This is a genomic window from Microbacterium sp. JAI119 (genome assembly GCF_013410135.1).
GTDB lineage: Bacteria > Actinomycetota > Actinomycetes > Actinomycetales > Microbacteriaceae > Microbacterium > Microbacterium oxydans.
In genome coordinates, this window is record NZ_JACCCK010000001.1 from 407,436 (window position 1) to 430,871 (window position 23,436).

Sequence of the window (23,436 nt, forward strand, 5' to 3'; positions counted from 1 at the left end):
GCTGACGTGTGCGGGGGTGGGTCTCGGCGTTGGGGGTGGGTCTCGGCGCTGGGTTACTCCTTCACCGCGCCGGCGGTCAGGCCCTGGACGATCCAGCGGCTGGCGAGGGCGAACATCACCATCGTCGGGAGGATCGTCAGCACGGCCGCGGCGCTCATGGAGCCCCAGTCGATGTTGAACGTGGAGATGAAGCCGTTCAGCGCCGATGGCACGGTGCGGTTCGCGTCGGTGTTCATCAGCACGACCGACAGGAACAGCTCGTTCCAGCAGTTCACGAAGTTGAAGATGAACGCCGCGATGATGCCGGGGGTCATCACCGGCACGAGCACCCGGAACAGGGCGCCAAGGCGCGAGCAGCCGTCGATCATCGCCGCTTCTTCGAGCGCGTCGGGGACGTTCTCGAAGAAGCCCCGCAGCATGACCGTGGAGAACGGGATGCAGATCGCGATGTAGACGAGGATGAGCCCCGGCTTGGTGTCGACGAGGCCGAGGTCGGTCATCATCGAGTACAGCGGTCCGAGGGCGATGAACGCCGGGATCATCTGCGTCAACAGGAACGCGATGAGCACCGCCCCCTTGCCGCGGAACTCGAACCGCGCCAGCACGTAGGCGCTGAGCAGCGCGATGAGCGTCGCCACCGCCCCGGCTGAAACCGCCACGATGGCCGAGTTCGCCAGGAACGTCCCGAACGAGCTCTTCTCGAACAGGCTCGTGAAGTTGTCCAGCGAGGGTTCGCTCGGCCAGTACTCGATCGGGAAGCGGTTGATGGTCCCCGGCGACTTGAACGCGGTGAGCGTGATCCAGTACAGCGGGAACAGGGTGATCAGCAGCCACAGCCCCAGGCCGACGACACGCACCACACCGCCCGCCGTGACACGGGGCTTCGGGCGCGGTGCGGCCTTCGGGTCGGGGACCGTGATGCGACGGGTCTCCGTGACCGAGGATCCGGTCCGGACGGATGAGGTGATGGTCATCGCTGCACTCTCCGCATCGCCATCAGGTAGAACGCGCAGAAGACCATGAGGAATGCCACGACGATGAGCCCGATGGCGCTCGCGATGCCGTAGTTGCCCTGCTGCGTGTAGTTGATCATCCAGGTCGTGATGATGTGGGTCTGGTTGGCCGGGCCGCCGTTCGTCATCGCGTAGATGATGTCGGGGAAGTTGAAGATCCAGATCACGCGCAGCAGGATCGTCAGCAGCAGCGTCATCGAGATGTACGGGATGATGATGGAGAACAGCTGCCGCACCTTGCCGGCGCCGTCCAGGCTCGCCGCCTCCAGCATCTCGTCCGGCACCGACTGCAGAGCTGCGAGGATCATGATCGCGAAGAAGGTCACGCCGTACCAGATGTTCGCGACGATCACGGCGAACATCGCGAGCTTCGGGTCGGCCAGCCACGGCAGCGGGGCGTCGATCAGGCCCGCTTTCATGAGCAGGTCGTTGACGACGCCGAACTCGGCGTTGAACATCCAGCGGAACAGCATGCCGATCAGGAAGCCGGACACCGCCCACGGGAAGAACACCAGCGCCTGGTAGAGCCCGCGGAAGCGGAAACGCTTGCGCAGCGCGAGCGCGATGAGGAAGCCGATCACGAGCTGCGGAACGAGCGAGCCGACCACCCAGAGCACCGAGTTCCAGGCGACGGTCGGGAAGGCGGGATCCCGGAACACGGCGACGAAGTTGTCGAAACCCACGAACGGCGTCGACGTCAGGTCCCACAGGTTCCAGTCGTGGAAGGCCATGCGTGCGCCCTGCAGCATCGGCCAGTAGGTGAACCAGCAGACGAAGACGATCGCCGGCGCGAGGAACGCCAGCAGCGTGAGCGCCGTGCGACCCCGGAAGGGGCGGCGACGCGATGCCGGGGAAGCCCCGCCGGCCGGCTGCTGCGAAGCAGTGCCGACGGAGCCTCCCTCATGAGCGGTGCGGGCCACGGATCAACCCTTCTCCGCGGCGTACTTCTCGGTCCAGAACGCATCCCACGACGCGAGGAGATCCTTCGTGGACATGTTGCCGAGCAGCACGTTCTGCACGTCCTGGTCGGACTTCTGGATCCACTCGGTCCACCAGCTGACCCCGCGCGGCTGGCGCACGTTGACGTAGGTCTCCGGGTCCTCGGTCATGGTGACGTAGCTGGTCCACGGGCCGGACGAGTAGAAGTCGTCATCTGCGGCGGAGGCGATGATGGGCACCAGGCTGTTGGCCTGCGCGAACTCGGTCGCGGGCTCGGCGGACGACAGGAACTCGACCAGCTTGACCGCCGCCTCCTTGTTCTCGCTGTTCTCGGCGACACCCCAGCCGGCGACGGCGAGGGGCTGCGCGGCCTTGCCGGACGGGCCGACGAGCAGCGGGGCGGTGTCCCACTGGTCCTCGGTCAGCGACGAGTCCTGCACCGTCGCGATGACCTCCGGGTCCTGCAGGAGGAAGGCCGTTGTGCCGTTCGTGAACCCGGCGACCATCTCGGGGTAGCCCCACGACACGGCGGACGGCGGCGACGCCTCCTTGAAGAGGTCGAAGTAGTCGTCGACGGCATCCTGTGCCTCGGGAGCCGCGAAGATCGTCGAGCCGTCCTCCATGAGGAACGCGTCCTCCGTGTCGAGGCCGTCGATCGTGTAGGCCTCGATCGCCGCGACGACGTTGCTGTTCGCGTTCTGGCCGCCGCGGAAGGCGTACCCGTAGATGTTGTTCGACGGGTCCTGGATCGCCGACGCCTGCTCCAGCAGGTCCTTCCAGCTGTGCGGCGGGCCGTCGAAGCCGGCATCCTTCACGAGGTCGGTGCGGTAGAACAGCGACAGCCCGTAGAAGCCGTAGGGGACGAAGTAGCTCTTCCCGTCCTCCGCGACCGAGGCGGACTGCGCGTTCTCGGTCAGCGCGTCCCAGCCGTCCCACTTCTTCAGGTCGGGCCCGAGGTCGTACAGCCAGCCGTTGTTCGCGAACGGCCCGACGGTGATGTCGCGCACCTCGAGCACGTCGACGCCCTTGCCGGACTGCAGCATCTGCTGGATCTTCTGGTCGGCCTGTTCGGTGGGCGGGGAGACGAGGGTGACGGTGATCTTCGGGTTGGCCTTCTCGAAGTCGTCGAGCAGCCCGCGCAGCAGTTCCGTACGGGCGGGGTTGGTCAGGCTCTCGACCATCTGCAGCTGGACGGAGCCGTCGTCGGTGGGGCCGGAGCCTGCGGAGCAGCCGGTGAGTGCGAGGACGGCGACGGTGCCGAATCCCGCTGCGGTCGTCAAGATCTTGTTCTTCACGATGTGCCTCTCGATGGGGGTGGGGGTGGGTGTTGCGGTCGGGTGGACGGACGCTCGCGTTCAGGGAAGGACGAGGGAGTCGGCCTGGCGGATGCCGGCGCGACGGAGGATCTGTGGGATGCAGCGTTCGACGAAGGCCTCGTAGTCGGATGCCTCGTTGTAGAGGTGTGCGGACAGCCGGAAGTAGCCGACGCCGCGGAAGCTCGTGAATGCCGTCTCGACACCGACCTCGTCGAGCAGATCCATCCGGAGCGCGTCGGCCTCCTCTCTCGTCGCGCCCAGGCCGAGCGGGAGGCGCACGAGGCGCATCGACGGCACTGGGGAGGGGAGGGGAGTGAGGGGGTCCTCGTCGCTGTACGGGCGCAGAGCCTCGGCGATCAGTTCGGCGCCGGCGTCGGCGATCTCCGCCATCGCCGTGCGAGCCGCTGCCCATCCGAACTCGCTCTCGATGAAGTCGATGGCGGTCGGAGTGGCCAGGTACGTGGTCGCGTCGATCGTGCCCTGCGTGTCGAAGCGCGAGGGGTACGGCTCGCGCGCGGCCCAGGAGTCGATCAGCGGCCAGAGCTCGTCGCGGTCGGGCGCCGTCGTGACCAGAAGAGCCGAGCCCCGCGGTGCGCACGGCCACTTGTGCATGTTGCCGAACCACCAGTCCCCGCCGGCGACAGCGGCCGCGTCGGGGACCAGGCCGGGGGCGTGAGCGCCGTCGACGAGGGTGCGCACGCCGTGTTCGGCTGCGGCGTCGGCGATACGTCGGGTGGGCAGGAGGCGGGCGGTCGGCGAGGTGATCTGGTCGACGACGATCAGTCGGGTACTCGGCCTGAGCTCGTCGGCGAAGAGCTGCACGATCTCGTCATCGGAGGCGAGCAGCGGCACCGCGACGGCGCGGACCGTCGCGCCGAAGCGCCGGGCGAGGCGTTCGGCGCCCATCGTGATCGCGCCGTACCCCTGATCGGTCACGAGGATCTCGTCGCCGGCGTCGAGTCGCAGGGCATTGAAGACCACGGTCGCGGCGGCGGAGGCGTTGGGCACGAAGGCGCTGTCCTCGGCGCGGGCACCGACGAACGGGGCGGTGCGCTCGCGGGCCTCCTGCACGCGCTCCGCGATGCGCGGGAACCACTCGACGGGGCTGAGGTCCGCGCGGCGGCGCAGAGCGTCCTGCTGCGCGACGACGACGGACGGGACCGCGCCGAAGGACCCGTGGTTCAGGTGGATCACGGACGGGTCGAGGGGCCAGGCGTCGCGCGCTGGCATGCCGGAGGTCAGCGTGAGCGGTGCGGGGAACAGCGGTGCGGGCATCGGTCCTCATCGGTGAGTTCGGGCAAGTTGTTGCACAACTTTGCCACAGGGCTGCCGATTCCGCTACAAAACTCCGGTGATGAAACATACTTGTCATACGAGTTTGCGGAAACACCGCCTTCCGACAGACTTCACGAAGAACGGCGGAGTGTCTGGAGGACGACGATGAGCGCACTCGACACGGCGCTGCACGGGCTGCGGGCCTTGATCGCGGACGGCGCGCTGCGGCCGGGCGACCGGCTTCCCAGCGAGGGAGAGCTCTGCGAGACCCTCGGTGTCTCCCGCGGATCCCTGCGCGAGGCGATCCGTACCCTCGCCGCCCTCGGGGTGCTCGAGACGCGACACGGATCGGGCAGCTACGTCAGCGAGCTGCGCGCCGCCGACCTGATCGGCAGCCTCTCGCTCACCGTCGGACTGCTGCCGATGGCGGGCGTGCTCGAACTGACGGAGCTGCGCCGAGTGCTGGAACCCCACGCCGCTGCACTGGCCGCGGCGCGCATCGACGACGAGACGGTGGAGTCGCTGGACCGCGTGCTCGACGAGATCGAGGCGACCACCGACTTCGAGGCGCAGTCACGACTCGATCACGAATTCCACATGGCGATCTCCGCGGTCGCGGGCAACGAGGCGCTGACCAGCCTCATCGACGTGCTGCGCTCGCGCTCCCGGGCGTATCGCATCTCCGACCCCGAGGATGCCGCGGAGCTCAAGATCCACTCCGATGCCGGGCACCGCGCCATCCTGCGCGGCCTGGCCGCGGCGGATCCGGTGGCTGCGAGTGCCGCGGCCTCCGCGCACGTCGCGTACACGGAGTACTGGGTGCGCAAGTACTCCGGACTCTGACGCCCCCGACACCCAGCGTCGAAACCCATCGTTGTCGCCCAGACCCACGCCCAGCGGCGGCTTTCACCGTGGGTCTCGGCGCGGACCGTGGGTCTCGGCGGGGAGGGGGCGGGAGACCTCAGCCGAGGGTGATGTCGACCTGGATCTCGGCGGCGATGCGCTCGAGGTCGGCGCGCAGGGCGTCGAGGTCGACGTCGGCCGGCACCTTCGCGGTGACCGACGCCTCGAACAGGCGCCCGCCCGCCATCGCGGCATCGCGCGTCTCGGTGGCGAGCTCCTCGATGCTCAGGGCGTGAGCGTTCAGCACGCCGGAGACCTCGCGCACGATGCCGGGTCGGTCGTTGCCGAGCACCTGGATCTCGAGCAGCCGATCGTCGGCGGCGGCTGCGTCCGGACTGCCGGTGAGCACGGCGAGGGTGAGCAGCCCTTGACCCTGGAGGCCGCGGAGCGCCGACGTCAGCTCGGCCTCCTTGTCGTCGGCGACCGAGACCTCGATCACGCCCGCGAACGTGCCGGCGAGCTCGGCCAGCGAGCTGTTCTCCCAGTTGCCGCCGTGCGCATCCACGACATCGGCGACGGCGGCAACGAGGCCAGGACGGTCTGCGCCCGCGACGGTGAGGATCAGAGTAGTCATGCGGCCAGCGTAGCCCGCTGCCCTCACTCCACCCAGACCCCGGTCTCCAGGAACCGCTCCAGCAGGGCGCGGTGCGGGGCGAGGTCCCAGCCCTGCCGTGCGACCCACTCGTCGGAGTAGTAGGTGCCGGCGTAGCGGACTCCGCTGTCGCAGATCAGGGTCACGACGCTGCCGGTCTCGCCCGCAGCTCGCATCCGGGCGATGAGCTGGAACGCGCCGTAGAGGTTCGTGCCCGTCGACCCGCCGGCCCAGTGCAGGGTGCGTTCACGCAGCAGGCGGATCGCGGCGATCGACCCCGCATCGGGGACCTGGATCATCTCGTCGATCACGGTGGGCACGAACGACGCCTCGACGCGCGGGCGGCCGATGCCCTCGATGCGACTCGGGCGTCCGGCCGGCGGATCCACCGTGCCGGCCCAGCCGTCGTAGAAGGCTGAACCCTCCGGGTCGACGACCGCGACCTTGGTGTCGTGCATCCGGTACTTCACGTAGCGGCCGAATGTGGCGCTGGTGCCTCCCGTGCCCGCACCCGTGACGATCCAGGTGGGGATGGGGTGGCGCTCCTGGGAGAGCTGGCTGAACACGCTCTCGGCGATGTTGTTGTTGCCGCGCCAGTCGGTCGCGCGCTCCGCGAACGTGAACTGGTCGAGGTAGTGGCCGGTGCAGTCCGATGCGAGGCGCTGCGCCTCGGGCGACATGTCCTCCGCGCGGTCGACGAAGTGGCAGGTGCCGCCGTAGAACTCGATGAGGTCGATCTTCTCCTGCACCGTCGAACGCGGCACGACGGTGATGAACTGCAGGCCCAGCATCCGGGCGAAGTACGCCTCGGAGACCGCGGTCGACCCACTCGACGATTCCACGAGCGTGGTGTCTTCGCGGATGCGTCCGTTCACCAGCCCGTAGAGGATGAGTGACCGCGCGAGGCGGTGTTTGAGGGACCCGGTCGGGTGCACCGACTCGTCCTTGAGGTACAGGTCGATGCCCCATTCGGGCGGCAGCGGGAACAGGTGCAGGTGCGTGTCGGCGCTGCGGTTGGCATCGGCTTCCAGCAGGGCGATCGCGGTGCTGGTCCAGTCGCTCATGCCCTCGAGACTACCGGGCGGTCAGCCGACCGTTCCGGCGCGCGATGCCCCGCCCTCGCCGTCCACGTGCAGCAGCGAGGCCTGCGACTGCTCCTGCTGCAGCTGGAATTCGAAGCGCGACCGGTCGCCGCGGTGATACGCGATGAAGTACTCGATGGGCGTACCGTCGGCGCTGCGGCTGATGCTGCGCAGACGCAGCAGGGCCGAACCAGCGCTGACCCCGAGATGCTGCGCCTGCTCGTGCGTGGCCACGGTCGCCTCCGCCGAGCGCACGCCGTGCGTCGCGACGATGTCGTTGTCGGCGAGCAGCCGGTACAGCGACGCCTCGGTCAGGTCGGCGCCGAGCGTCACCGAGCCCACGGCTTCGGGCATCCAGGTCGTCGAGAGCGACCACGGCTCGCCGTCGACGTGGCGCAGACGCTCCAGCACGACGACGGCAGAGCCGACGGGCACCTCCAGGGCGAGCGCGACCTCTTCATCCGCCGTCGTCCGCTCGTGGCGCAGCACGTCGCTGTGCACGTGGCCGCCGCGACGCTCGACGTCGTCGTACAGACCGACCAGCGTATGCACCAGGCTCTCGCTGGTGCGGGGCCGGGAGACGAAGGTGCCCTTGCCCTTCACGCGCTCGACGAGCCCCTCGTGTTCGAGCTGGGCGAGCGCTTGACGCACCACGGTGCGCGAGATGCCGTAGCGCTCGCACAGCCGGTGCTCGCCGGGCAGCGGATCGCCGGGCTGCAGGCCGTCGCGGGCGATGCCGTCGATGATCAGCTGGCGCAGCTGGTCGTACATGGGTGCGGCGGAATGCCGATCGATCGCGTCGTCGACGATGGCCATCAGTACGCCACCCCCGCGTGCAGGATCACGTTCGCGTAGGGGGTGAACTCCCCGGAGCGCACGAACGCGCGGGCGCCCTGGCTGAGCTTCTTGAAATCGACGTGCGGGATGAGCTCGATCTCGAAGCCCTCACCGGCGAACCGCTCCCGCAACGCCTCGAGCACTTCGGGACTCTGCTCCGCCACCTCGGCCGAGACGGTGGCGCCCTCGACCACCAGCTCGGCGAGCACGGTGTCGAGCACGTCGAGGAAGGCCGGAGCCCCCGGTCGATACGCCAGGTCGATGCGCTCAGAGCCTGGCGGGATGGGCAGGCCCGCATCGGTGACGACGATCAGGTCGGTGTGCCCGGTCTCGCTGATCACGCGGGAGAGCGCGGGGTTGATCGTGGTGGCGGTCTTTCGCATGGGTCTCCTCGGTTCTCCGGATGCGCGGATCGCGGAGTTCAGCTCGCGACGGATGTGGTGGTGCGCTCGGCCAGGCATGCCTCGACCTCCGCGCGGTGGGGAAGGCTCGGCGATGCGCCCTGCTTGGTGACCGTGAGCGCGCCCGCCGCCGTTGCCAGCCGCACGGCGTCCTCCAGGCTGCTCCCGCTGGCGAGAGCTGCACCGAGATAGCCCGCGTAGGCGTCTCCCGCTGCTGTCGTGTCCACGGCGTCGACGGGGAACGGCGGGATCACGGCGGCGCCCTCCGCCGTCACGACGCATGACCCCTGGCCCGCGAGTGTGATGACCGCGGCGCCCACCCCCTGTGCGAGGAACCAGCGGCCGGCGCGCTCGGCCGAGTCCGCGTCCGTGACCTCGATGCCGCTGATCAGCGTCGCCTCGGTCTCGTTGGGGGTGACGATGTCGATGCTCCGCCAGATCTCGGCGTCGAGCTCGGCGGCAGGGGCGGGATCGAGGATGACCGTCATGCCGTGTTCGCGTCCCCGCGCGGTGATGTGCGCGGTGAGCGCAGAGGGGGTCTCGAGCTGCGTGAGCAGCACCGACGTGGTGGGAGCGAGAGCCGCGAGTGCCTCGTCGATCTGTGCGGCACTCAGGGCCGCATTGGCCAGCGGCACCATCACGATGTCGTTCTGCGCCGAGGAGTCGACGCGGATGTGCGCCACACCGGTCGGGCCGGGAACCGTGCGCAGGTGCGCCAGGTCGACCCCGGCGGCCGTGAGCCCGTCGACGACGAGATCGTGGAAGAGGTCGTCGCCCACGCAGCCGACGAAGCTCGTCCGTGCACCCGAGCGCCCGGCGGCGACGGCCTGGTTGGCACCTTTGCCTCCCAGCATGAGGGTGAACTCGTCGCCCAGGATGGTCTCGCCCCTGGCGGGGAGGCGTCCGGAGAAGGTGGTGACGTCGGCCGTGACGCTTCCGACGATCACGACGCCGGTGCGATCCTGGGGGTGTGCGGGGGTCATCTCGCTCCTGATCTCCTTCGACGGCAGGCGTAGCCGACGCTTTGACAGACCGCGGTGGCTGTCATTACATTAGCCGAATCCGCACCTGTAACGACAGGTTGTCCGCGAGGAGACCCCGATGAACCCGATCGCGCCACGCCTGTACGTCGACAGTGCCGACGTCGACCGCGTCTCCCGCCTGCTCGCCGCCGGGGTGGTGCACGGCGTCACCACGAACCCGACGATCCTCGAGCGCGGCGGTCGCACCGCAGCCGACATCCCCGAGCTTTACGCCCGATGGGAGGCGGAAGGCGCGCGTGAGATCTTCTTCCAGACGTGGGGAGGCGACACGGACTCCTTCCTGCGCAATGCCGAGGGCATCCGCGCGCTGGGCGAACGGGTAGCGGTGAAGGTGCCGGCGACCACTGCGGGTTTCGCCGCGGCATCGAACCTCGTGCGCGACGGCGCGACCGTGCTCGTCACCGCGGTGTACTCGGTCGCGCAGGCGCTCGCGTGCGCCTCGATCGGCGCCCAGTACATCGCGCCCTACCTCGGTCGGATGCGCGACGCCGGCCTCGACGGCGACCACACCATCGCACGGATGCAGGAGGTGTGTGCGGGCAGCGACTCGAACGTGCTCGCCGCCTCGCTGCGTTCGGCCGACGACATCACGGGGCTGCGCCTGGCCGGAGTGCCGTACTTCACCGCAGCGCCCGACGTGCTGGACGAGGTGCTCTTCCACGAGGTGAGCGACAGCTCCGCCACCGAGTTCGACGCCACGATGGTGCGCCTCGGCGCCTGAGCGACGCCCCGGAGCGGATCAGTTCGCCGCGGCCTGACGCAGCCAGCGCTCGACACCCGCGATGTGCGCGGTGGCGAGCGAGGTCGCGAGGGCGGAGTCGTGCTGGGCGATCGCGTCGGCGATGGCCCTGTGCTCCGACAGGGTGAGCTCGACCGCGCCGGCCTCCGTGAGGCCGCGCCAGACCCGCGCACGCACGGTCTGGCTGCTCAGGTGCTCGATCAGGCTCGCGAGATACGCGTTGCCCGACATCGCGACGATCTCACGGTGGAAGCGGATGTCGTGGTCGACGAGCGCCTCGATCGTGACGGCCGCATCGACCGCGTCGACTTCGTCACGCAGCTCGGAGATCTGCTCCTCGGTGCCGAGCGTGGCCGCCAACCCCGTCGCCTGCGACTCCAGCATCCGACGGACCGCGAAGATCTCGAGCATCGAATCGTCGTCGTGCATGTCGACGACGAACGAGATCGCCTCCAGCAGCAGGTGGGGTTCCAGGCTCGTGACATAGGTGCCGTCGCCTCGTCGCACGTCCAGCACCCGGATGACCTCGAGCGCCTTGACCGCCTCGCGCATGGAGTTGCGGGAGAGGCCGAGCCGTTCGGACAGCTCCTTCTCCGGGGGAAGCCGATCGCCCGGGGCGAGTTCGCCCGCCACGATCATCGCCTTGATCTTCTCGATCGCCTCGTCGGTGACTGCCATGGCGTCATCCTAGCGATTGATCGGATGTCTCCGGCAGGATGGGAGCCATGCGTGTTCTCGATTCACATCTGCACCTCTGGGATCCGGAGGCCCTGACCTACACGTGGCTCGACGGGCCGCTCTCAGGACGTTTCGCCGGGGCGGAGCTGGAGCGTGCCCGTGTGGCGCGTGCGGAGACCGAGCGGTCGATCTTCGTGCAGGCGGAGACCGTCGAAGACGACTTCCTCGACGAGGTGCGCTGGGTCGAGGAGCTCGCCCCCGCGGCGGGCGTGATCGGGATCGTGGCCGGCATCCGTCTGGATCGGGGTACCGACACGGTGGTGCACCTGGAGAGTCTCGCGGCGGAGCCTCTCGTCGTCGGCGTGCGTCACCTCCTGCAGGACGGCCCTGACGGGTTGGCCCTCTCCGCCGCATTCGTGACCGGAGCGCGGGAGGTGGCTCGGCGCGACCTCGCCTTCGACGCCTGCGTCCGTGCCGAGCAGCTGCCCGAGGTGGCGCGTCTCGCGGCAGCGATCCCCGAGCTGCGGATCGTGCTCGACCACCTCGGCAAGCCGGCGGTCGGCACGGCTGCTGCGCCGCTCGCGCCCTCAGCCGAATGGGTGCGCGACCTGACGGAGGTGGCGGGCCACGCGAACGCGTTCTGCAAGCTCTCCGGTCTGCAGGCGGAGGCAGGGGGAGACTGGGCGGCGGAGCAGCTGGTGCCGTTCCTCGACGTGGCCGCCGATGCCTTCGGCGTCGAGCGCCTGATGTGGGGGAGCGATTGGCCCGTCTCGGCGATCGGTCCGGCCGAGTCCGCTGCGCCCGACGCACCCGAGCGCGAGAAGGTGGCCTACCAGCCCACGGCACGATCGCGCGGGGCCGATGTCGTCATCGCGTGGGCGGAGGCGCGCGGCCACGATGTCGACGCCCTGTTCTGGCGCAACGCCGAGCGGTTCTACCGGATCGACGCCTCGGCCTGAGGTTTTCGAATCGCGCAACCGGTCCGGACCATGCTTCGGATGTCCAGGGTGCGGATGGAGCCGGTTGCGCGATTCGAAAGCGAGGGGCTACTCCGCGCGCAGGCGCAGCTGGGCCATGCCGCCGTCGACCTCGATGAAGGTTCCGGTGGTCGAGCCGGCTGACGGGCCCACGAGGTAGGCGACCGCCGCAGCGACCTCGTCGGGGCTGACCAGGCGTCCGTGGGGCTGGCGCGCTTCGAGGGCGGCGCGCTCCGCGGCGGGATCGGTGGCCGAGTCGAGAAGTCGCCCCACCCATGGGGTGTCTGCCGTTCCCGGGTTGACGGCGTTCACGCGGATGCCTTCGCGCAGGTGATCGGCGGCCATCGCACGGGTGAGGGCGGAGACCGCACCCTTCGACGCACTGTAGAGCGCGCGCTGCGGCAGGCCGGTGGTCGAGGCGATGGAAGCCGTGTTGCAGACCGCGGCCGCCGGCGACTTCCGCAGCCAGGGCAGGGCGGCAGACGTGACGCGGGCGATGCCGGTCACGTTGACCGAGAGCACTCGGGCCCACTCGTCGTCGTCGTTCGCGGCGATGTCGCCCTGCGCGCCGATACCGGCGTTGTTCACGACGATGTCGATGCGTCCGAACTTCTCGCCGACGGCAGCCACAGCGGCGTCGACGCTCGCGCGGTCGGAGACGTCGGCCGTGAAGGCGGCGAAGGCGGGGTCGGCCGTGGCGGTGTCGCGATCGAGCACCGCGATCGTCGCTCCGTCGGCGTGCAGGCGCTGTGCGATCGCCGCGCCGATTCCGGATGCTCCGCCGGTGACGATCGCCACCAGCCCGTTCAATCCATCCAGTCCGTTCAATGCGCTCACTTCCGGGCCTCCCATGCCACGAACTCCTGTCGCTGACGACCGAGGCCGTCGATCTCGATCTCGACCACGTCGCCCGCGGCCAGGTAGGGGTACTTGCCCGACAGTGCGACGCCCTGCGGGGTGCCGGTGAGGATCAGGTCTCCGGGCTCGAGCGTCACGTACTGCGACAGGTGGTGCACGATCTGCTCGACCGTGAAGATCATGTCGCTCGTGTTCGAGTCCTGCCGCGGCTCGCCGTTCACGAAGCTGCGCAGGCCGAGCGCCTGGTGGTCGACCTCGTCGGGGGTGACCAGCCACGGTCCGGTCGGATTGAAGCCGGCGGCGATCTTGCCCTTCGACCACTGCCCCCCGGAGACCGCCATCTGGAAGTCGCGCTCGGACACGTCGTTCGCGGCGACGAAGCCGGCCACGTGCGCCATCGACTCCTCCGGCGAGTCGAGGTACGCGGTGCGGGTGCCGATCACGATGCCGAGCTCGACCTCCCAGTCGGTCTTCTCGCTGCCGCGGGGGATCGTCACCGTGTCGTCAGGGCCGACGACCGTGTTCGGCGTCTTGAGGAAGAGGATCGGGATGGTGGGCGGCTCCGATCCCGACTCGGCCGCGTGGGCGGCGTAGTTCATGCCGATGCAGATCACGGCGCTCGGCCGTGCGATCGGGGCGCCGACGCGCAGGGAGGAGGCATCCGCGAGCTCGGGGAGTTCTCCGGCATCGCGGGCGGCGGTGACGCGGGAGCCGAAGTCGCTCTCGAGGAAGGCTCCGTCCACATCGGATGTTACGGGGCGGAGGTCGAGGTATCGGTCGCCCTCCACGAGGACGGGGATCTCATTCCCGGGGGTGCCGAGCCGCGCGAACTTCATGTTTCTCCTGATCGGTCGGGAGGCCGCGACGAGGCGGCCGGTCTCGTTGACAGTATAGACATCGGATGTTTACACTCCAAGAGATCCGCACGGAGAAATCACCCGTGCATGGAGAGGAATCCCGTGAGCCGTATCGTCGCCCTCGACACCACCGACATCCGCTTCCCCACGTCTCTGAGCCTGGACGGGTCGGATGCGATGAACCCCGACCCCGACTACTCGGCCGCGTACGTCATCGTGCGCACCGACGCGGACGACGACATCGAGGGGCACGCCTTCGTCTTCACGATCGGCCGCGGCAACGACGTGCAGGTCGCCGCGATCGACGCGCTCGCCGGCCACCTGGTCGGACGCGAGATCGAGCCTCTGCTCGACGACATGGGCGGCACGTTCCGTGACATCATCGGCGACTCGCAGCTGCGCTGGCTCGGCCCCGAGAAGGGCGTCATGCACATGGCCATCGGCGCGGTCATCAACGCGCTGTGGGACATCAAGGCCAAGCGTGCGGGCCTCCCGCTCTGGCAGCTCCTCGCCCGCATGACGCCGGAGGAGCTCGTCGACCTCGTCGACTTCCGCTACCTCACCAACGCCCTCACCCGCGAGGACGCCCTCGGGATCCTGCGGGCCGCAGAGCCCGGTAGGGCCGAGCGGGAGCAGCAGCTGCTCGCCACCGGCTACCCGGGCTACACGACCAGCCCCGGCTGGCTCGGCTACTCCGATGAGAAGCTCGAACGCCTCGCCCGCGAGGCCATGGCCGACGGTTTCACCCAGATCAAGCTCAAGGTCGGCGCCGACCTGCAGGACGACATCCGCCGCTTCCGCAAGGCGCGCGAGGTGTGCGGCCCGGACTTCCCGATCGCGATCGACGCGAACCAGCGCTGGGAGGTGTCCGAGGCGATCGAGTGGGTGAACGCGCTCGCCGAGTTCCACCCCGCGTGGATCGAGGAGCCCACGAGCCCCGACGACGTGCTCGGCCACGCCGAGATCGCCAGAGGCATCGCCCCGATCCGCGTCGCCACCGGTGAGCACGCGCAGAACCGCGTCATCTTCAAGCAGCTGCTGCAGGCCGAGGCCATCTCCGTCATGCAGATCGACGCCGTGCGGGTCGCGGGCGTGAACGAGAACATCGCCAACCTGCTGCTCGCCGCCAAGTTCGGGGTGCCGGTCTGCCCGCACGCCGGCGGTGTCGGCCTGTGCGAGGCCGTGCAGCACCTGTCGATGTTCGACTTCGTCGCCGTCACCGGCACGCGCGAGGGCCGGATGATCGAGTTCGTCGACCACCTGCACGAGCACTTCGTGGTGCCGACCGACATCCAGGGCGGCTCTTACATGGCTCCCACCACGCCGGGCACGGGCATGGAGATGAAGGCTGAGAGCATCGCCGCGTACACCTGGACGGGCGCGCATGTCGGCGTCTGACGGTGTGATCGTGCCGGACCGCCTGACCGTCCCGACTCTCGGCTATGGTGCCGCGAACGTCGGCAACCTCTTCCGTGAGCTGTCCGACGACGACGCGTGGGCGGTGCTGGACGCGGCGTGGGAGAGCGGCATCCGCTTCTACGACACCGCTCCGCACTACGGCCTCGGGCTCTCCGAGCGTCGCCTCGGCGCCTTCCTGCAGACCAAGCCGCGCGACGAGTACGTGCTCTCGACCAAGGTCGGCCGGCTGCTGCGCTCGAACCCCGACCACGCCGGCGGCCTCGACACCGCGAACGACTTCCACGTGCCTGACGACCTCCAGCGCGTGTGGGACTTCTCGGCGGACGGCATCCGGAGGAGCCTGGACGAGTCCCGCGAGCGGCTCGGCATCGAGCGCATCGACCTCCTCTACCTGCACGACCCGGAGCGGCACGACCTCGACCTCGCGCTCGCCGAGGCCCTTCCGGCCCTGGAGCAGCTGCGCGCGGACGGCGAGGTGACCGCGATCGGCATCGGCTCGATGGTGTCGGAAGCCCTCGCGGCATCCGTGCGTTCCGCGGACCTCGACCTCGTGATGGTGGCCGGCCGCTACACGCTGTTGGAGCAGCCCGCAGCGGTCGACGTGCTGCCCGCGTGCCGGGAGACCGGGACCGGGATCGTCGCGGCGTCGGTGTTCAACTCCGGACTGCTGGCCTCGAACGAGCCGCGGAGGGATGGCCGCTACGAGTACGGGCAGCTCCCCGACGAGCTGTGGGAGCGCCTGGTGCGCATCGCCGCGGTGTGCGCCGACCACGATGTGCCCCTGCCGGCCGCGGCGATCCAGTTCCCGTTGCAGTCCGAGGTCGTACGCTCGGTCGTGGTGGGTGGCAGTCGTCCGGCGCAGCTGCAGCAGAATGCGGAGTATGCCGCCCTCGACATCCCGGCCGCGCTGTGGGACAACCTCGCAGCGGAGGGGCTCATCCCGGCCGGCTCAGGCGTCTCCTGAACCACCCGACGGCTCGACGAGAGGAGCACTCGTGCTCGAAGGAATCCATCCCCTGCTGACGGGAGAGCTGCTGCTGCACCTCGACCGCATGGGGCACTCCGATGCCGTGGTCGTCGCCGACGCGCACTTCCCCGCGTGGGGTCTGGGCGCACGTGTGATCGACCTGCCCGGCACCACGACGCCTGAGGTGGTGGCTGTCATCCGCACCGTGCTGCCGCTGGACGACGCCCCCGGCCTCGATCTGATGACCTCGGCCGACGGCGAGGTGCTCGACGTGCAGCGCGAGCTCATGGCGGCGGCGGGCACAGCCGTGGACACGACGGCCTTCGTCGAGCGGTTCGCCTACTACGAGGTCGCGAAGACCGCGTATCTGATGGTGCGCACGGGTGAGACGCGCAAATACGGCAACGCGCTGCTGCGCAAGGGTGTGGTCGGCCACCCCTCGGCCTGACGAAGGAGCGAGGCCTCGCGGCACCCAGAGAACGACCGTCTCAGCGACCGACGGTCGACTCCCGCACGATGAGTTCGGCGGGGAACGGCGTCGTCGCGGGCGGGGGTGCCGAGGGGTCGGCGAGCTGTGCCAGCAGGGCGATCCCGGCGGCGCGGCCGATCTCGTAGCCGGGCTGGCGCACGCTGGTGAGCGGGACGACACCCTGGTGCGCCTGGGCGACATCGTCGAACCCGATGAGTGCGATCTCCTCCGGCACGCGGACGCGGTGGCGCAGGAGCTGCGTGAGCACGCCGAGCGCCACCATGTCGTTCGCGGCGAACACGGCGTCGGGCCGCTCGGCGGGGGGCAGGGCGATGATCCGCATGCCGGCCTCCAGGCCGTCCTCGGTCGCCAAGTGCGGCACTTCGACCGTCGACACCGTCGCGTCCGTGTCGGCGACGGCTTCGCGGAGCCCGGCCAGACGATCGTTCGACTGGCTCACCGCCGGGTTGCCGAGGAACAGGATGCGTCGTCGCCCGAGATCGACGAGGTGCTTCCCCGCGAGGCGGCCGCCGGCACGATCGTCGAACAGCACGGATGCGACCTTCGATGAGTCGGGGATCGGTCCCACCACGACCGAGCGGATGCCGCGATCGGCGAGCGCCTCGAGGCGCAGTACGACGTCGCCGAGCGGATAGATGACGATGCCCTGCACACGGTGCGCCTCGAACATGTCGAGGTTGCGTCGCTCCTGTGTCTCGTCGCGGTCGCTGTTGCTGAAGAAGAGCGACCAGCCGCCCTCGCGCGCCACGTCCTCGACGCCGCGCGAGAGGTCGTGGAAGTAGGGCAGCCAGGCATCGAGGAGGATGAGCGCCAGCGCCTTGCTCGAGCCGGCCCGCAGCTGCCGAGCGGATTCGTTGGGCACGAAGTCGAGCTCTTCGATCGCGGCCCGTACCCGCTCGCGGCTCGCGGCTCCGAGCACGTGCGGGTGATTGAGGTAGTTCGACACGGTGGAGGAGGAGACTCCCGCGAGGGCGGCGACGTCCTTGACGCTCGCTGGCATGGGGCTCCTTCGTCTTCTTCGTCTTCGTCTTCGTTGTCTTCATCGTCGCCGCGGCGATCGGGGCTCCTGACCGCGGTGGCGGCCTCAGGATATCGGAGGAGTTGCAACGTGCCAAGAAAGTTCTTGACACCGCTGCCGCCCCCGACGTAGCGTGACTCGCACACCGGACTTGGCACGTGCCAAGTCCGGGGCGGCGACGGTGCCGGACACCCGCTGTGAGAGGTCTCATGAACATCGGCTGTCACGGTCTGGTCTGGACGGGGAATTTCGATGCCGAGGGCATCCGTCTGGCGGTGCAGAAGACCAAGGAGGCGGGCTTCGACCTCATCGAGTTCCCGCTGATGGATCCGTTCTCCTTCGACGTCGCGGTCGCGAAGGATGCTCTCGAGGAATACGGCCTCGACGTCAGTGCGTCGCTCGGCCTGTCCGAGGCGACCGACGTCACGAGCTCCGACCCCGTGATCGTTGCAGCCGGTGAAGCCCTGCTCATCAAGGCCGTCGACGTGCTCGCGGATCTCGGAGGGAAGCACTTCTGCGGCGTGATCTACAGCGCGATGAAGAAGTACATGGAGCCGGTGACCACCGAAGGGCTCGCGAGCAGCCGGGACGTGATCGCGCGGGTGGCCGACCATGCCTCCGAGCGCGGAGTGTCGGTCTCGCTCGAGGTCGTGAACCGCTACGAGACGAACGTGCTCAACACGGCGCGGCAGGCTCTCGCGTACGTCGCCGAGGTCGACCGGCCGAATCTCGGGATCCACATCGACACGTACCACATGAACATCGAGGAGTCGGATATGTTCGCGCCGGTCCTCGATGCCGCACCCGCCCTGCGCTACGTGCACATCGGCGAGAGCCACCGCGGCTATCTGGGAACCGGCACCGTCGACTTCGACGCGTTCTTCAAGGCGCTCGGGCGCATCGGGTACGACGGCCCGATCGTGTTCGAGTCGTTCTCGTCGGCGGTCGTCGCCCCTGACCTCAGCCGCATGCTCGGCATCTGGCGGAACCTCTGGAACGACAACGTCGAGCTGGGTGCCCACGCGAACGCCTACATCCGCGACAAGCTCGTCGCGGTCGAGTCGATCCGCCTGCACTGAGTCGGCGAAGGGCGGGAAGGATCAAGATGTCATTACAGGTCTTCCCAACCTCGTCGACGTTAGATACATTTAGATACAACTTGCGCTGCCCGTAGCGTAGGACGCAGAATTGATCCGATGTTTGCGACGGAATGATCCGTCGACATCGAAGCAGAACCTTCAAGGAAGCAGGTGAGCGCATGAGTGGACCCATCCTCCGGGTCGAGGGGATCAGCAAAGGATTCCCCGGCGTGCAGGCGCTGAAGGACGTGCACCTCGAGGTGCACGCCGGCGAGGTGCTCGTGCTCGTGGGTGAGAACGGCGCGGGAAAGTCGACCCTGATGAAGATCCTCTCCGGGATCTACACCAAGGACGAGGGGACGATCACGTTCGAGGGTCAGGAGGTCGAGCTCACGAGCCCTCTTCAGGCGCAGGAGCTCGGCATCACGATCATCCATCAGGAGCTCAACCTGATGCCCGATCTGACCGTGGCGCAGAACATCTACGTGGGGCGGGAGCCGACGACGGGCCCGTTCCTGTCGGAGCGCAAGCTCAACGCCCAGACCGCAGACCTGCTGCAGCGCCTCGACATCCACCTGAACCCGCGGCAACTCGTCGGCGAGCTCACGGTGGCCGAGCAGCAGATGGTCGAGATCGCCAAGGCCCTGTCGTTCAACGCCAAGGTGCTCATCATGGACGAGCCCACCTCGGCCCTCACCGACACCGAGGTCGAGACGCTGTTCGTGCTGATCGAGCAGCTCAAGGCGCGTGGCACCGGGATCGTCTACATCTCGCACCGCATGGACGAGCTGCGTCGCCTGGCCGATCGGGTGACCGTCCTGCGTGATGGCACATACATCGGATCACTCGACCGGTCCGAGATCACCATCCCGACGATCATCGAGATGATGGTCGGACGTGTGATCGACGAGGGAACCCGTCCTCAGGCCCGCGAGCACGCCAACGACCCGATCGTCCTCGATGTGCAGGGGCTGTCGACCAGGAACCTTCTCAAGGACGTGTCCTTCCAGCTGCACAAGGGCGAGATCCTCGGGTTCGCCGGGCTGATGGGTGCGGGACGCACCGAGACCGCGAGGGCGGTGATCGGCGCCGACCATCGCGACGGCGGCACCATCGCGATCGACGGTCGCACCGTGAAGATCGCCCAGCCCGCCGACGCGGTGCAGCACGGCGTCGGCTACCTCTCGGAGGACCGCAAGCTCCTCGGGCTGATGCTCGAGCAGGACGTGACGTTCAACACCGTGCTGGCCTCGCTCGGCTCCTACGCCAACGCGATCGGCTGGATGGGCGACAGCAAGGCCAAGAACCGCACCAAGGAGTACGTGCAGCAGCTGCGGGTGAAGACCCCCTCGGTCAACCAGGTGGTCAAGCTCCTCTCCGGAGGCAACCAGCAGAAGGTCGTCATCGCCCGGTGGCTGATGCGCGACTGCGACATCCTCATCTTCGACGAACCGACGCGAGGCATCGACGTCGGCGCGAAGGAGGAGATCTACCGCCTCATGCAGCAGCTCGCTGATGCAGGCAAATCCATCATCGTCATCTCATCCGAGCTCCCGGAGATCCTCCGCGTGGCGAACCGCATCGCGGTGTTCGCCAACGGCCGCATCACCGGGACGCTCCGCAACGAGGAAGCAAGCCAGGAGAAGATCATGCAACTCGCAGCCCACGGGGAGGAAGACTGATGAGCGCTCCGCAGCAGCCCGGATCGTCGACGACGACGATCATCCAGACCGCCGTGAACGAGAACACGGACAAGAGAGACGTCGGCGCGTTCCTGAAACGTCAGTTCCAGCAGTCGCTGGCGTTCGGCACGCTCATCGTGCTGATCATCTTCTTCTCGATCGCCAGCCCGAACTTCTTCACCTTCAGCAACATCGCCACGGTGCTGCTGTCGACGGCGGTCATCGGCATCCTCGCCCTCGGCACCACCTTCGTCATCATCACCGGCGGCATCGACCTGTCGATCGGCACCGGCATGGCGCTGTGCGCCGTGATGACGGGTGTGTTCGTGACCAACATGGGGCTCCCGGTGTGGGTCGGCGTGATCGGCGGCATCCTGACCGGTGTGCTGATGGGGCTCGTGAACGGTGTGAACATCACGTTCCTCCGCCTCCCGCCGTTCATCGCCACCCTCGCGATGATGATGATCGCGGGCGGCCTCGCCCTCGTGATCTCGGGTGTCGCACCGATCTACTTCTCGACGTCGGCCCCCGACTTCAAGAAGATCGCCCTCGGCGTGATCATCCCCGGCATCCCGAACGCCGTGCTCGTGACAGCGGTGCTCGCGGTCATCGCGTACCTGGTGCTGTCGAAGACGCTCCTCGGCCGGTACACGTTCGCGATCGGCTCGAACGAGGAGGCCACGCGCCTCTCGGGCGTCAACACGCGTCGTTGGACGATCCTCATCTACATGTTCGCCGGAGCTTTCACCGGGGTCGCCGGCATCGTCATCGCCTCGCGGCTGGATTCGGCCCAGCCGCAGATCGGCACCGGATACGAGCTGCAGGCAATCGCCGCGGTCATCATCGGCGGCACCTCGCTGCTGGGAGGACGCGGATCCATCCTCGGCACCGTGATCGGCGCCCTCATCATGAGCGTGCTCGTGAACGGGTTGCGCATCATGTCGATCCAGCCCGAGTGGCAGAACATCGTCGTCGGCGTGGTCGTGCTGCTCGCGGTGTTCCTCGACTCGCTGCGCAACCGACAGCGCACCTGAGACCTGGACGGCGGCGAAAACCCGTGCCCGTCGTCGTCCTCCGGCCCCGGCCGACACCCCGCGGAGACATCCGCACAGGCACCTGGAATGTCCACAGCGCCGGCTCGTCCGGCATCCACACAGAACAAACCGAGTCGTACCCAAACAATGGAGTTTTCATGAAATTCGGGAAGAAGACCGCACTCGTGGCCCTGGTGGCCGCATCCGCACTGGTGTTCGCCGGCTGTGCCGGCGGAGGCGGCGACGTGATCGAAGAGGGCTCGAGCAGCGGCGGCAGCAGCGACGGCGAGATGTACATCGCCATGGTCTCGAAGGGCTTCCAGCACCAGTTCTGGCAGGCCGTCAAGAAGGGAGCGGAGGACAAGGCGAAGGAGCTCGGCGTGAAGATCACGTTCGAGGGTCCTGCCGCCGAGACCGAGATCGCGCAGCAGCTCGAGATGCTGACCGCCGCGATCGACAAGAACCCGGACGCCATCGCCTACGCCGCCCTCGACCCCGAGGCGTGCGTCGCCCCGCTCGAGCAGGCCAAGGCGAAGGACATCCCCGTCGTCTACTTCGACGCCCCCTGCAACGGCGACGTCGGGCTCAGCCTGTCGGCCACCGACAGCAAGGTCGCCGGTGCGCTCGCTGCCGAGCACATGGCCGACCTGATCGGCGGCGAGGGCCAGGTCGCCATCGTCGGTCACTCGCAGATCAACTCGACCGGTGTCGAGCGCCGCGACGGCTTCGTCGACAAGATCGAGGCGGACTACCCCGACATCGAGATCGTCGACATCCAGTACGGTGACGGCGACCACCTCAAGTCGGCCGACATCGCCAAGACCCTGATCGCGGCCCACCCCGACCTCAAGGGCATCTACGGCACCAACGAAGGCTCCGCCATCGGTGTCGTGAACGCCGTGAACGAGCTGGGCCTCGAGAAGGGCAAGATCACGATCGTCGGCTTCGACTCCGGCGCAGCGCAGATCAACGCCATCAAGGACGGCACCATGGCCGGCGCCATCACGCAGGACCCGATCGGCATCGGCGCACAGGTCGTGCAGGCCGCCTACGACGCCGCCAACGGCGACTCCGTCGAGAAGTTCTACGACACCGGTTCGTACTGGTACGACAAGAGCAACATCGACGATGAGAAGATCGCGGCCGTGCTCTACGAGTGACACCGCAACGCTGAAGAAGCCCCTCACCTCCGGGTGGGGGGCTTCTTCGTTGCCGGACGCGGGCGGGGGATGGAATTCCACGATCGAGTCCGGGAATCGAGGTCAGGATCTGTCCGCGGTGACTGTCAGAGTGATCGCGACGAAAGGACTCACGCCATGAGCAGCACACCCGCCCGCCCGGCTGGATCGAACACCATCAACCCCTTCCTCATGACCGATGACGCCGCCCGCATCATCGACTTCGTGATCGAGGTCTTCAGGGCGACCGATGTCCCCGAGGCCCGCACCGTCGACACCGACGGACTCATCCTGCATTCCGAGCTGCGCATCGGCGACTCCGTCATCACGGTCGCCGACCGTAAGCCGGACTGGCCCTTCACCCCCGGATTCATCCAGGTGTACGTCGACGACGTCGAGGGAACGCTCGCACGAGCCGTCGGACTCGGCGCCCGTATCGTGACCCGGCCGACGGACTTCTTCGGAGACACGTTCTCGCGCTTCGCCGATCCCTCGGGAAATCTCTGGTGGGTATACGCCCACGTTCCGCAGGAGCAGACGTGGGACGCGGACGGAACGGACGCATCCACGTGGAACGGATCGGCGGAAGACGCGGGCGTGGACGACCGCGATGCCGCCGAGGCGGACTGGTCGAGCTTCACGTCACCCGAGCTCGAGTACATCCACGAAAGCCTCGTCGAGGCGATGGCGTCCTTGCGGGATCCTCGGCTCGATCGCTGACGGCGACGGATCGTCAGATCCGACGGAGGAAGGTGAGCTGCGACGAGGGTTCGACGATGAGCTCCTGCAGCGCGGCGTTGAAGGGGACACCGGCGGGGGCTGAGAGATGGGCGTGGAAGGCCGCCTCATCGCGGTAGACCTCGTACACGAAGAAGCGGTCGGGATCGTCGACGAGCCGGGACGCGTCGAAGACGAGGTTGCCCTCCTCGGCGCGCACGACATCGGCGAACGCACGCAGCAGGGTGGCCACCATGTCCCCGGTGCCTGGTCGTGCAGTGAAGGTGGCATGCAGGACGGTCGGCTCTGACACGGTGTCTCCTCGGGGCTGTCGGATGCGGA

General features: G+C 68.2%; 25 protein-coding genes. 11 read left to right on the forward strand and 14 right to left on the reverse strand.

All coding sequences use genetic code 11. The features are described 5' to 3' along the window. Positions 1-53: 53 nt before the first annotated feature. The 4 genes from HDC31_RS01860 to HDC31_RS01875 are packed head-to-tail and all read right to left on the reverse strand — an operon-like array spanning position 54 to position 4,543. Positions 54-974, reverse strand: coding sequence for a carbohydrate ABC transporter permease (locus HDC31_RS01860; protein ID WP_197077676.1), 921 nt, complete (start codon positions 972-974; stop codon positions 54-56). Beyond that, positions 971-1,933, reverse strand: a complete 963-nt coding sequence (locus HDC31_RS01865; protein WP_058631669.1) for a carbohydrate ABC transporter permease — start codon at positions 1,931-1,933, stop codon at positions 971-973. Before HDC31_RS01865 ends, HDC31_RS01860 begins: the two co-directional genes overlap by 4 nt. A gap of 3 nt (positions 1,934-1,936) precedes the next feature. Beyond that, positions 1,937-3,247, reverse strand: a complete 1,311-nt coding sequence (locus tag HDC31_RS01870; RefSeq protein WP_113680152.1) for a sugar ABC transporter substrate-binding protein — start codon at positions 3,245-3,247, stop codon at positions 1,937-1,939. A 60-nt stretch (positions 3,248-3,307) separates the two neighbouring features. Continuing rightward, positions 3,308-4,543: an aminotransferase class V-fold PLP-dependent enzyme gene (locus HDC31_RS01875; RefSeq protein WP_141368423.1), complete on the reverse strand. Its 1,236-nt coding sequence runs from the start codon at positions 4,541-4,543 to the stop codon at positions 3,308-3,310. Positions 4,544-4,708: 165 nt separating this feature from the next. Between HDC31_RS01875 and HDC31_RS01880 the strand changes: the two genes are divergently transcribed. Continuing rightward, positions 4,709-5,386 (forward strand): FadR/GntR family transcriptional regulator, encoded by a 678-nt coding sequence (locus HDC31_RS01880; RefSeq protein WP_046747518.1) that lies wholly within the window; start codon positions 4,709-4,711, stop codon positions 5,384-5,386. A 118-nt stretch (positions 5,387-5,504) separates the two neighbouring features. Here HDC31_RS01880 and HDC31_RS01885 read toward each other — a convergent pair whose 3' ends face one another. The 5 genes from HDC31_RS01885 to HDC31_RS01905 are packed head-to-tail and all read right to left on the reverse strand — an operon-like array spanning position 5,505 to position 9,341. Beyond that, on the reverse strand, positions 5,505-6,020 hold the full coding sequence (locus HDC31_RS01885; protein WP_046747674.1) for a glycine cleavage system protein R: 516 nt from the start codon (positions 6,018-6,020) through the stop codon (positions 5,505-5,507). A 23-nt stretch (positions 6,021-6,043) separates the two neighbouring features. Beyond that, positions 6,044-7,102 (reverse strand): PLP-dependent cysteine synthase family protein, encoded by a 1,059-nt coding sequence (locus HDC31_RS01890; protein ID WP_179515766.1) that lies wholly within the window; start codon positions 7,100-7,102, stop codon positions 6,044-6,046. 21 nt (positions 7,103-7,123) lie between these two features. Further along, positions 7,124-7,936 carry a GntR family transcriptional regulator gene (locus tag HDC31_RS01895; protein ID WP_113681632.1) on the reverse strand — a complete coding sequence of 271 codons (813 nt, stop codon included), beginning with the start codon at positions 7,934-7,936 and terminating at the stop codon, positions 7,124-7,126. Further along, a complete protein-coding gene (gene rbsD / locus HDC31_RS01900) occupies positions 7,936-8,340 on the reverse strand; it encodes a D-ribose pyranase (RefSeq protein ID WP_113681631.1) in 405 nt (134 codons plus the stop codon). The genes HDC31_RS01895 and rbsD overlap by 1 nt, the downstream gene beginning before the upstream one ends. Positions 8,341-8,378: 38 nt before the next feature. After that, the gene (locus tag HDC31_RS01905; RefSeq protein ID WP_179515767.1) at positions 8,379-9,341 is read right to left on the reverse strand and encodes a ribokinase; all 963 of its coding nucleotides are present in this window, start codon (positions 9,339-9,341) and stop codon (positions 8,379-8,381) included. A 118-nt stretch (positions 9,342-9,459) separates the two neighbouring features. Here HDC31_RS01905 and HDC31_RS01910 point away from each other — a divergent pair, with 118 nt between their 5' ends. Then, positions 9,460-10,122 carry a transaldolase family protein gene (locus tag HDC31_RS01910; protein WP_113681630.1) on the forward strand — a complete coding sequence of 221 codons (663 nt, stop codon included), beginning with the start codon at positions 9,460-9,462 and terminating at the stop codon, positions 10,120-10,122. A gap of 18 nt (positions 10,123-10,140) precedes the next feature. Here the strand turns inward: HDC31_RS01910 and HDC31_RS01915 are convergent, their stop codons facing one another. Further along, positions 10,141-10,818 (reverse strand): FadR/GntR family transcriptional regulator, encoded by a 678-nt coding sequence (locus tag HDC31_RS01915; protein WP_113681629.1) that lies wholly within the window; start codon positions 10,816-10,818, stop codon positions 10,141-10,143. A gap of 47 nt (positions 10,819-10,865) precedes the next feature. Between HDC31_RS01915 and HDC31_RS01920 the strand changes: the two genes are divergently transcribed. Further along, complete coding sequence (locus HDC31_RS01920; protein ID WP_061017502.1) at positions 10,866-11,777, forward strand: amidohydrolase; 912 nt, start codon at positions 10,866-10,868, stop codon at positions 11,775-11,777. A gap of 87 nt (positions 11,778-11,864) precedes the next feature. On the opposite strand, the gene HDC31_RS01925 is transcribed toward HDC31_RS01920, so the two are convergent. Further along, positions 11,865-12,647 (reverse strand): SDR family NAD(P)-dependent oxidoreductase, encoded by a 783-nt coding sequence (locus HDC31_RS01925; RefSeq protein WP_113681628.1) that lies wholly within the window; start codon positions 12,645-12,647, stop codon positions 11,865-11,867. Continuing rightward, on the reverse strand, positions 12,629-13,489 hold the full coding sequence (locus tag HDC31_RS01930; protein ID WP_046747527.1) for a fumarylacetoacetate hydrolase family protein: 861 nt from the start codon (positions 13,487-13,489) through the stop codon (positions 12,629-12,631). Before HDC31_RS01930 ends, HDC31_RS01925 begins: the two co-directional genes overlap by 19 nt. Positions 13,490-13,612: 123 nt before the next feature. Here HDC31_RS01930 and HDC31_RS01935 point away from each other — a divergent pair, with 123 nt between their 5' ends. From HDC31_RS01935 to HDC31_RS01945, 3 genes are read left to right on the forward strand one after another with little or no spacing between them, the layout of a single operon-like run. Beyond that, positions 13,613-14,908, forward strand: a complete 1,296-nt coding sequence (locus HDC31_RS01935; protein ID WP_179515768.1) for an L-fuconate dehydratase — start codon at positions 13,613-13,615, stop codon at positions 14,906-14,908. Further along, a complete protein-coding gene (locus HDC31_RS01940) occupies positions 14,895-15,893 on the forward strand; it encodes an aldo/keto reductase (protein WP_113681626.1) in 999 nt (332 codons plus the stop codon). Before HDC31_RS01935 ends, HDC31_RS01940 begins: the two co-directional genes overlap by 14 nt. 31 nt (positions 15,894-15,924) lie before the next feature. After that, the gene (locus HDC31_RS01945; protein WP_113681625.1) at positions 15,925-16,344 is read left to right on the forward strand and encodes an RbsD/FucU family protein; all 420 of its coding nucleotides are present in this window, start codon (positions 15,925-15,927) and stop codon (positions 16,342-16,344) included. Between the two features lie 40 nt (positions 16,345-16,384). Here the strand turns inward: HDC31_RS01945 and HDC31_RS01950 are convergent, their stop codons facing one another. Then, the gene (locus HDC31_RS01950; protein ID WP_179515769.1) at positions 16,385-17,386 is read right to left on the reverse strand and encodes a LacI family DNA-binding transcriptional regulator; all 1,002 of its coding nucleotides are present in this window, start codon (positions 17,384-17,386) and stop codon (positions 16,385-16,387) included. Between the two features lie 227 nt (positions 17,387-17,613). Here HDC31_RS01950 and HDC31_RS01955 point away from each other — a divergent pair, with 227 nt between their 5' ends. The 5 genes from HDC31_RS01955 to HDC31_RS01975 all read left to right on the forward strand — a co-directional run bounded on the left by HDC31_RS01955 (position 17,614) and on the right by HDC31_RS01975 (position 23,097). Next, on the forward strand, positions 17,614-18,483 hold the full coding sequence (locus tag HDC31_RS01955; RefSeq protein WP_061015291.1) for a sugar phosphate isomerase/epimerase: 870 nt from the start codon (positions 17,614-17,616) through the stop codon (positions 18,481-18,483). 179 nt (positions 18,484-18,662) lie between these two features. Further along, positions 18,663-20,165 carry a sugar ABC transporter ATP-binding protein gene (locus HDC31_RS01960; protein ID WP_046747533.1) on the forward strand — a complete coding sequence of 501 codons (1,503 nt, stop codon included), beginning with the start codon at positions 18,663-18,665 and terminating at the stop codon, positions 20,163-20,165. Next, complete coding sequence (locus tag HDC31_RS01965; RefSeq protein WP_179515770.1) at positions 20,165-21,199, forward strand: ABC transporter permease; 1,035 nt, start codon at positions 20,165-20,167, stop codon at positions 21,197-21,199. Before HDC31_RS01960 ends, HDC31_RS01965 begins: the two co-directional genes overlap by 1 nt. A 158-nt stretch (positions 21,200-21,357) precedes the next feature. Next, complete coding sequence (locus HDC31_RS01970) at positions 21,358-22,359, forward strand: ABC transporter substrate-binding protein (protein ID WP_058633100.1); 1,002 nt, start codon at positions 21,358-21,360, stop codon at positions 22,357-22,359. Positions 22,360-22,515: 156 nt separating this feature from the next. Beyond that, a complete protein-coding gene (locus HDC31_RS01975) occupies positions 22,516-23,097 on the forward strand; it encodes a glyoxalase/bleomycin resistance/extradiol dioxygenase family protein (RefSeq protein WP_113681624.1) in 582 nt (193 codons plus the stop codon). A gap of 13 nt (positions 23,098-23,110) precedes the next feature. Here HDC31_RS01975 and HDC31_RS01980 read toward each other — a convergent pair whose 3' ends face one another. After that, positions 23,111-23,407 carry a putative quinol monooxygenase gene (locus HDC31_RS01980; RefSeq protein ID WP_258546503.1) on the reverse strand — a complete coding sequence of 99 codons (297 nt, stop codon included), beginning with the start codon at positions 23,405-23,407 and terminating at the stop codon, positions 23,111-23,113. Positions 23,408-23,436: the final 29 nt, after the last annotated feature.

What these genes read in the sequence shown, in the direction of transcription:
- HDC31_RS01960 (WP_046747533.1), top strand. Translation starts at nt 18,663, where the DNA reads ATGAGTGGACCCATCCTCCGGGTCGAGGGGATCAGCAAAGGATTCCCC.
- HDC31_RS01965 (WP_179515770.1), top strand. Translation starts at nt 20,165, where the DNA reads ATGAGCGCTCCGCAGCAGCCCGGATCGTCGACGACGACGATCATCCAG.
- HDC31_RS01970 (WP_058633100.1), top strand. Translation starts at nt 21,358, where the DNA reads ATGAAATTCGGGAAGAAGACCGCACTCGTGGCCCTGGTGGCCGCATCC.
- HDC31_RS01875 (WP_141368423.1), bottom strand. Translation starts at nt 4,543, where the DNA reads ATGCCCGCACCGCTGTTCCCCGCACCGCTCACGCTGACCTCCGGCATG.
- HDC31_RS01860 (WP_197077676.1), bottom strand. Translation starts at nt 974, where the DNA reads ATGACCATCACCTCATCCGTCCGGACCGGATCCTCGGTCACGGAGACC.
- HDC31_RS01885 (WP_046747674.1), bottom strand. Translation starts at nt 6,020, where the DNA reads ATGACTACTCTGATCCTCACCGTCGCGGGCGCAGACCGTCCTGGCCTC.
- HDC31_RS01940 (WP_113681626.1), top strand. Translation starts at nt 14,895, where the DNA reads ATGTCGGCGTCTGACGGTGTGATCGTGCCGGACCGCCTGACCGTCCCG.
- HDC31_RS01905 (WP_179515767.1), bottom strand. Translation starts at nt 9,341, where the DNA reads ATGACCCCCGCACACCCCCAGGATCGCACCGGCGTCGTGATCGTCGGA.
- HDC31_RS01915 (WP_113681629.1), bottom strand. Translation starts at nt 10,818, where the DNA reads ATGGCAGTCACCGACGAGGCGATCGAGAAGATCAAGGCGATGATCGTG.
- HDC31_RS01895 (WP_113681632.1), bottom strand. Translation starts at nt 7,936, where the DNA reads ATGGCCATCGTCGACGACGCGATCGATCGGCATTCCGCCGCACCCATG.
- HDC31_RS01975 (WP_113681624.1), top strand. Translation starts at nt 22,516, where the DNA reads ATGAGCAGCACACCCGCCCGCCCGGCTGGATCGAACACCATCAACCCC.
- HDC31_RS01950 (WP_179515769.1), bottom strand. Translation starts at nt 17,386, where the DNA reads ATGCCAGCGAGCGTCAAGGACGTCGCCGCCCTCGCGGGAGTCTCCTCC.
- HDC31_RS01890 (WP_179515766.1), bottom strand. Translation starts at nt 7,102, where the DNA reads ATGAGCGACTGGACCAGCACCGCGATCGCCCTGCTGGAAGCCGATGCC.
- HDC31_RS01880 (WP_046747518.1), top strand. Translation starts at nt 4,709, where the DNA reads ATGAGCGCACTCGACACGGCGCTGCACGGGCTGCGGGCCTTGATCGCG.
- HDC31_RS01925 (WP_113681628.1), bottom strand. Translation starts at nt 12,647, where the DNA reads ATGGGAGGCCCGGAAGTGAGCGCATTGAACGGACTGGATGGATTGAAC.
- HDC31_RS01920 (WP_061017502.1), top strand. Translation starts at nt 10,866, where the DNA reads ATGCGTGTTCTCGATTCACATCTGCACCTCTGGGATCCGGAGGCCCTG.
- HDC31_RS01955 (WP_061015291.1), top strand. Translation starts at nt 17,614, where the DNA reads ATGAACATCGGCTGTCACGGTCTGGTCTGGACGGGGAATTTCGATGCC.
- HDC31_RS01930 (WP_046747527.1), bottom strand. Translation starts at nt 13,489, where the DNA reads ATGAAGTTCGCGCGGCTCGGCACCCCCGGGAATGAGATCCCCGTCCTC.
- rbsD (WP_113681631.1), bottom strand. Translation starts at nt 8,340, where the DNA reads ATGCGAAAGACCGCCACCACGATCAACCCCGCGCTCTCCCGCGTGATC.
- HDC31_RS01910 (WP_113681630.1), top strand. Translation starts at nt 9,460, where the DNA reads ATGAACCCGATCGCGCCACGCCTGTACGTCGACAGTGCCGACGTCGAC.